We start from the raw sequence: 8,210 nt of genomic DNA on the forward strand, positions 1-8,210 counted from the left end.
GGCTGCCATCAGGAGCGCAGATTGGGATAGCAGACGTTCCCAGCCGGCGAGCCGGCGCGTCAGCTTCGCGCCTCATTCGAGCCGTACAAGCGTAGCTAGGCTATTCCTGAAAGCAGTCGCTCGCTCGTCGAGATCGATATCCCACCAGGCGCCCATGCATAGGCAGTATCGTTCCATACGCCCCTGCGTCCGTAAGTTCTGATGGAGGTTCGTATCCAACAGATCTCTAGAAGTTTCGGAGATTTAGTCGGAGACCTGAACAAACTCATACTATGCAACATTTCTTGAACTTCTTCCCACTGCCGCAAGGGCATGGATCGTTGCGACCAATCTTCGATCTATTTGGCGCGCGACCGCCAGGCTTCGGTTGAGAGATATTGCGGTTGCCGTTGACCACCATCCCCTGCGTCAGATTATCCATGCGGGCGTCCCGCTTCCACGGGAAACGCACCGCGAGGCTGGCCTTGGGTAATCCGTCGGTCTCACGCACGAGAAGTCCGAACCAATTGTCGGCGCGGTGAACATATTTGCGGCGTCGGCAATGGCTGGCGAGCGCCTCGAGCGAATCGCTCGGTAAAGCCCGACTACAATGGATTGTGAGCCCGGCATCACCTGTATCGAACCCTAACGTGAAGTCGTGGGGCCGTCCGTCAAGACGGGTACGCCGAGCGACATCCTTCATCCCTTGGTCGAGTTGTCTGACGGTATCGCCGTTGATGTTGAGCAGGAGGAAGCCGAGATCGATCAGGTCAGGATCGGCCTCGTGTGCGATCTTCTCAATGACCCGGGCTACATGTGTACCCGTGAATCTGGTTAGGATGCCTTTTGGCGTCGCTGTACCTGGAATGCCCTCCCGGCGGACCGTCATCGCTGTATCGAGGTCGAGCGAAAAATCATCCGCCACCATCGCGACGCTATTATCGTCGTCGAACCAGAGGTTCTGACTCAAATGGTAACCCAAAATGGCGAGTTCGTTCGTCCCTTGTATGCGTTCGGCATAGCCAACCCGCCTGTCGATATAGCTGAGAAACCGCAAAGGGCTGGCGAGCATCTCAGCAAGCACGTCGATTAGAAAGACGTCGGCGACCAAGGGGGCGTGGATAACCGCATCATCCTCATATTGGAGGAAATGCCGCGCTTGGACCGTTAGCACCGGATAGTGATCAGAGACCGCGCAAAGGATGTAGACATTCCTCAGTTCGGGAATTTCGAGCTTGGCTCCGTCCTCCTTCATGAAGTTCAGTTCTGGCCGGCTGAGCGAGCGAGCGCAGAGCAAGCCTTGATCATAGGCGTCTTGGACGGCCTTCTGGAAATCGTCGCGCAGCGTCTGGTCGTTTCCCTTACGCGACTCCAGCGTCATCTTCTTTGACTTGCACTGGACGATCAGGGCTCGGTCGCCAAACAGGACCAGCACGTCCATCTCGGAAACCCGACCATTCGCGGCTTCGATGTTGACGTTGGTATGAACATTCTGCTCGCCGAACACTGACCGCAACCGCTTCGCTACGAACTGCTCAGTGAAAGCACCTCGGTGCGCGGAGGCTTTGGGGCGATAGGATTTGTCGCCGACCATCCAATAAAAGGGAGAGTCATAAAGGGACTCAACGATCCCGTATGTCTGAAGCGAGAGGTAGCTCCCATCCGGTAGCGCCACGATCGGGCACGCGTTGGCCACGTTGAATGCGCCGAGCGAAGTGAAATCCTGATTAGCGGGTGCCGCGACACTAATGGTCGCCAGCGCGGCTCGCACTGTCTTTGCCGACAGACCGCAATGCCCTACGATCTCATCAATTGTGGTTGTGAAGGCTGGCAGCAAGGACGGGAGAGAAGGCGATTTGGCCTTGAGGCGCGATAATACGCTGACGATTTTGTCGGTCTGAATCTCCGAGATTGCTTCGGCAACTGCCTGCGCGTCTGCGATGCAGAAACCCTTGTTCGCGGTCAGCCATCCTTCGTCTGCGGCGTACCGTTCGAGCGCCATATCTCGATACTGGAAGCTATAGGCGGATTCGCCGCCGTAGAAGATGGGTTCCCGTAGCACATCGGCGCGAGTGAATGGGGAAGAAGGACGCTCCGCTCCTTCCTCCTGCATTGCTTTCGCCGTCTCGATGATTGAATCCCACATCGGTCGGCCCAGCCGCTCATGCAACTCATTCAGCAATGTACCGGTTCGATCGAACAATGCCTGGATTTCTGCCGGCGTCGGTTCACTCAGGTCAATGGGCCGGCGGATCAGCAGGCCGAGTAAGGTCGAGAATTCGGTCCGAACCGTTCGACCACGCGCATAAGATGCAGCCAGCGCCTCGCTGCCCATGGCGCCATCGAAGGTCACATAATTGTCCCGCAGCGACATCCAGGCAAGCGCGTGAGCAAAGCCGGGTGCGGCGCATAGCTCCGCGAGATCGTCGAAGATGTCCTGCTCCGCGCGGGGTTCTGTCGAGGCCATGATACTGGGAATTAGCCCGCGACGACGCCGTATTCGCCAAGGTTCGGCACCCGCTCCTCAACGACGAGCGCGACATAGCCCACCATGTCGCGGGGGGTTGAAAACGCGTCCTACCACGTCCCAAACTCTACGGTTCTTCGGGTCGTGCCGATTGAGCCCTTGAAGCACGCCTGGGTCCACGATCATATCACCGATCGCCGGAATGACTCCAGCGAAGCTCTCTATGTCGAATTCCTGTTGGCTATCCTCCAGCGTGCCGTCTGACTCTCGAAAATAGATACGAATGTGAACATCAACCATGTCATGTTCCCTCATCTGATCATTTTGAATGGGCTAGTCGTGCCACTGGGTATTTGCAATGATCTTGTTTTGTTCCTTGCGGAGGGCTATCTGGTTAATGGTTCTGAGAATGGCTTTGCATAGGGATATCCGGTCGTCAGCCGCCCTAGTCTCTATGGCATCCGGCGGGAACTAGATCGTGAGGGACTTCGTGCTGATAAACTTGAGGATATATGGCAGTTTGACGGGTGCATTCCGGTTGCCATTGTCACTGACTATCGCGCCTTTAGCCTAACCTCTAGGTAAGGTCGTCGACCACCTTTACCTTCATCCGTTCATCGGCGAACATAACCATGGCACTTACATCCGGAGCCGGCGAACGGGCAGCAAGGCTAGGGCTTAGATATCAAGACCGCGCCTCCGCCCACCTTGCCTATCGGGCAATATTGGACGGTACGCTGACATTTGTGGCGTTAGCAGATGATCATGCCGGCATGTTCGACGACCTCGTCATTGGTATCGCGGGCAAGGTCATTGGGCATCAGTACAAATCATCGGGCAAGCCTAAACCGGTGGGCGTCACGGGCCTATTGCTCGGCTCAGATAGGGTCATCGCGGACTGCGCAGCATCCTTCGCTATGCTCGAAAGCGAATTTCCTGATCTTTTCGTTCAACTGCGTTATGTATCGTCGCACTATCCGACGACATCGGATCGCGGTAAATTTGGAGTCCCCAAGCGGGATTCGGCGGACTTTTTTCGCGATAAGGCGCGCCATCCAGATCGGTCGTTGGCCGACTGGCGATCAAGCGAGTGGAAGCCGCTCATCGAAGCGCTGCTACAGGCGTCTGGCCTGACGGAGCCGGGTTTTGAGCGCTTCTTTGGCCGTCTCGAATTCGCGCTCGGGGCATCGGCTAACGCGGAATCCCTCATCACTCAGGACGCCGCGGCTCGTGCGCAGATCAATGACCTGGCCCATACATTGGGCGACCTTGTCGGACGCAATGATGGCAGGACGCGATGGACGCGCCGCGAACTGCTGGATGCACTCGGTTGGGCCGACCGGTTTCAGCTTCGTTTCGAGCATCGGTTCCCGCTTGGCGCCCATGTACAGAGCAATGAAAAGAGTGAGGCAGAATTGGAAGCGGCGCTGGGCGCGCATGCCTCGGGCTATCTCTGTCTGCTCGGGCCCCCAGGAGCTGGCAAATCTACCTTGCTCGAGCGCTTCGTGCAGCCCAGTCCCGAACGCAATGTTGCGCGCTACCTTGCGTTCATACCTGGCGAGGCACAGGGACAAGGTCGCGGTGTCGACGCCAATTTTCTTGATGACCTGAACAGTCAGCTCATTGGCTTCGGATATCAGTCGCAGCGTGCCAAGGACGACACGCTCGAGCAGAAGCGGGAGACATTCGAAAGGCTGCTCGAGCAAGCAGGCAAGCAATATGCGGCCGATGGGCAAATGACCGTCATCGTAGTCGACGGCCTCGACCATGTTCCTCGCGAGGAACGGCCCGATGCCAGTTTCCTACGCGCGTTGCCACTGCCGCAGAGCGTCCCCAAGGGCGTCCTCTTCTTGCTAGGTAGCCAGCGGATCGACCTCGCCGATATTCCGCCCGAGGTCCGTGATCAGGCATCGGATGGCGGCCGACGGATCGAGATCGCACCGCTCAGTGACAATGCTGTGGCGGAGATGGTCATCTCGGTGGGCCTGGATCGCGAGCAGGTCGACCCCGCCGAGGTTTTCGCCGTGAGCCTCGGCCATCCGTTGGTGACGCGCTACCTACTCGGCAAGCTCCTGAGTGCCCGACCTGAGGAGCGCGAGGCTCTGCTAGCTGGCGGTTTTGAATATGATGGTGACCTTGAGAAAGTTTATCGCCAGGCTTGGCGCGAGGCGCAGGGCGCCGGCGCCGATGTCTCGAAGACCCTCTTTGTCCTGAGTTTCGCCGATGGTCGGATCGAGCCAGAGTTGCTGGCACAATGGTTGTCGAGCAGCGCGGTCGACAAGGCGTTTAAACTTGCCCATCATTTGATCGACCATGGCGGTGGCGCTTGGAGGATATTTCACAACAGTTTCCGTCTTTTCCTGCGTCAGCAGCGCATCACGCTCTATGGCAAGTCAGACCCGGCGTTCAGTGATCCTGTCATTTATCGGGGCTTGGCTGAACTGGCCGGATCAGCGCCGCAGACAAGCGTCCAGCGCTTCCTTGAATTCCGGTACCGCTTTCTCGCTGGCGATCTCGATCAAGCCGCAGCCTTGGTCAGCCGCCGTTACTTTGTTGGCCAGTTTGTCGATGGTCGACGCAGTTATGAGGTGAGCAACGATATCGGGGACGCTGTAGTCTGTCTCGGTGCCGATCCCAATCCCGCAGCCTTGTTTGACCTTATGCTCGCCCGTGACGAGATCTGGCGACGCCAGGACGCACTGACCATGGCCGAGCGGATCGTCACGGCGCAGATCGCAGCAGGCGACCTCGACATGGCGGTTGCTCAGCTCGATTCTAATCATGTCGCTGGCGATGAATGGCTTGTTATCGATGCCCTGCTCGACGACGGCCAAGTAGACAGGGCACGTCTGCTGTTCGACAGTGAGAATCCATGGAAATGGTTCGACGAAAGCCACGGCCAAGGCACTAGAGAAGCCATGGAGGCCTGGGCCGACCTCGCAGTCGTGCTTCTCGACGAAGAACAGATCGAACGGCGCATCCGCCTTCCGATCGGCAAACAGGGCAGTGATAAGGATTCGTTCTCCGGCAGGACGCGGGACGACTACCTCCTCGAGTTGCGCTACATGCTTGCGCGCGCGATCGTGCGCCATGATCCCGACCGGGAAATTACCGAAATTGCGACGCAGCATCGAGTAGACCGAGGCGCCCACCTCACGATCCTTCATCTTGAGAGCGCAGAAGCAAAGATGATTGCATCGCGTACCGAGGAAGCGCTTCAATGCGTGGCCGCGTATGCGACCTTGTCCGAAGGGCAGAATCTGCACGACAGCTGGCATCTGCATGCGGCCCGCATCGCGATTGCTGGCAAGGATCACGAACTTGCGCGACGGCTATTTGCAAGGGCCGCCGTCCCAGACATGACCGGTCTCGAGCACAAGTCGGATGAGGTCGAGAACGCAGTCGACGCCATTCTCGGTTATACGGCGATCGCAGGGCAGCTTGGCGAGGCGCCGGCTCAACCCGCGCTTCCGAAAGAATTTCTGTTCCGCGGAGTGCAAGCCCAAGCAGTGCGGCTAGGCACGCTGATCGGGGAGGTCAGGGCGGAGCGCCCGGTTGCGTCTTCGCAGATCGTGGCACAAATAAAGGCGTCGCTGGCATTTCTGGCAGGCGCAGTAACCAATCGACACGATGATGTGCTGCTCGGCTATCGCCTCCGGTACGCCGACAAGCCATTATTCGATGCCATCTGCAAGCTGGTCCGACTAGTGCCTGATGCTGCGACCGGCTTTGCGGCCGAGTTCGATGCATGCCTGCAATTGCCTGTTTGCAGCTTCCGCCAAACCCCGCAAATCCATCGCAGATTCGCCGAAACCATGTTCGCATTCGATGGCGATGCTGCCGCCGCGGTCGGCCGCCTAGAAAGGCCGCATGCCGGACTGGGCCATGCCCGTTCCCCGCAAGAGGCGATCGACTTGCTTTCCGAGCTCGCGATCGCCTTCGGCAATATCGGCTTGCATGAGCGAGCACGCGAGCTGCTGCACATGATGCGGCAAAAATCGCTAGGTTGTTACCTCGCGGCGAAGAAGGACGGGCTCTATCAGCTATGGGAAGGTGTGCTCACAGCCGCCAATCGGGCGGATCCGCCCGGTTCGGCCGATCGTGCCTTTCGGATGCTGCGGCTTACGGCCGGTGTCGACGATAGCGATGCGCATGACCAAGCCTGGCGCATGGCAAAATCGGTGCTTGTCGATTCGATCGCAAGTGGCACGGCAGCGGCTTGGGATGCCTATAGGTGGGCAAAGGAATCGGGCGTTTGGCATTGGGATGCGCTGGTCGACGCGGTTACTCGGGGGATTTTGCGACGACGCCCGGATCTTGCGATCCCGCTCGCCATCACTTGGTCAGCGCTCGCGCTTCCCTATTATGAGGAAGTCTATAACAGCCTGACTCGTACCGGGCAGTTCCTGCGTGATCTCGCTGCCGCAGCGCCTCAGGAAACGCTCACCACCATCGAGCGAATGATCGTCGCCAGCCTAGAACGCGATGCCAAACCATCGCGGCGAGCGCAGCTCCTCCGAGGTTTCCGGGACGGTTTGGCTGATCGCGACTATACTTCTCCAACGGTGGACTTGGCCATCGACCGTTGGAATGCCGAGCCTGCTCAGGACAAAGATGCTCTCCCTGACTATTTCCAACTCAAATCCTTCGAGGATGTCGAGCGCGCGGTTGCCGTGGAGCGCGCCAGGCGCGAAGCGCAGACCAGTGTCCATTATGGTGATTTCGTCAACTATAAGCTCGGCAAGCGGATAGGCAGGATCATCGCGAATAAGACTTGGGAAGAAGCGGAGGCATTCGCCGCCCGAAATCCCGAGCTCGTTCGCGACCGGCCAGTGAAGACCGCTCTTGCCAGTGCCGCGCTCGCAGCAGACAGGCGTGGCTATGCCGAAGCGCTGCTATTAGGCGGCACCGAGACTCGGCAGGGATGGGGCGGCTGGGCAGACAGCAACCTACTCAACCATCATCGAGCGCGGCACCTGCTCGGCTGTCCCGACGCGCATAGCCGCGCCCGGGAAGATTTCTTGCGTGACCTTGCCGCAGGCGGCCACGGCACGGGCAGCGCGTTATGGGGCGTGGACGACATCTTTCCATTGCTGTTCGAGAAAATCGATTGGCCGGCACTTTGGGCGCGCCTCGATGAACAGATCCCTGAATATCGGGACTATCAAAAAGCCATGGAAATCCCCCGCAGCGATGGGGAGGAGGCAGACGATCTCGACCTGCTCGTTCTTCTGTTCCTCGACGCGGCGCAGTTGGGCGTTTCCGATCCACTCGAGCAAGCGGCTGCCGGTCTGCTGGAACTCGCTCAGGTGGAATCGAGTGAGGCGATAGCTGTCTTCTCGCGGACCTGCGAAAAGCTGATCGAGGGCGACGGGCCAAACGCGTTGTTCGGCCTCCGCCTCTTGTTTGAGGCGCGAAGCTGTGATGGCATCCCACAATCAATTAAGAACAAGCTGAATAGGCTGGCCGAGCATCAGGACGGGTGCGTCGCAGTGCTGGCCGAAATATTGAGCGGTATATGGGGCGGCGCCGCGCAGGTACCGGAAATCGAACTGCCGCCAATCTACGGGCTACAATTGCCGCCGCTCGATTCCGCCACCGGCAGAAGTCTGCGCGATGCGGAGTCGCTGGGACCGGTCATCGACGATGCCGCCGCCTGGACAGAAGGATTTGAGAGCTGGATTCAGATTCTCGCGGACTATTCCGGCGTATCGGTCGCGAACATCCGACACCGCGCTGCCCAGCTGATCGCTGGATGGGGTGG

2 protein-coding genes are annotated in these 8,210 nt (G+C 58.8%); one reads left to right on the forward strand and one right to left on the reverse strand.

The features are described from left to right. Positions 1 to 265 precede the first annotated feature (265 nt). Positions 266 to 2,446 (reverse strand): nuclease-related domain-containing protein, encoded by a 2,181-nt coding sequence (locus SKA58_RS08690; RefSeq protein ID WP_009822029.1) that lies wholly within the window; start codon positions 2,444 to 2,446, stop codon positions 266 to 268. Between the two features lie 773 nt (positions 2,447 to 3,219). Between SKA58_RS08690 and SKA58_RS08700 the strand changes: the two genes are divergently transcribed. Further along, the coding region (locus tag SKA58_RS08700) for an AAA family ATPase (protein ID WP_037542342.1) at positions 3,220 to 8,210 on the forward strand (4,991 nt) is incomplete at its 3' end.

This window comes from Sphingomonas sp. SKA58, from assembly GCF_000153545.1.
Lineage (GTDB): Bacteria > Pseudomonadota > Alphaproteobacteria > Sphingomonadales > Sphingomonadaceae > Sphingobium > Sphingobium soli.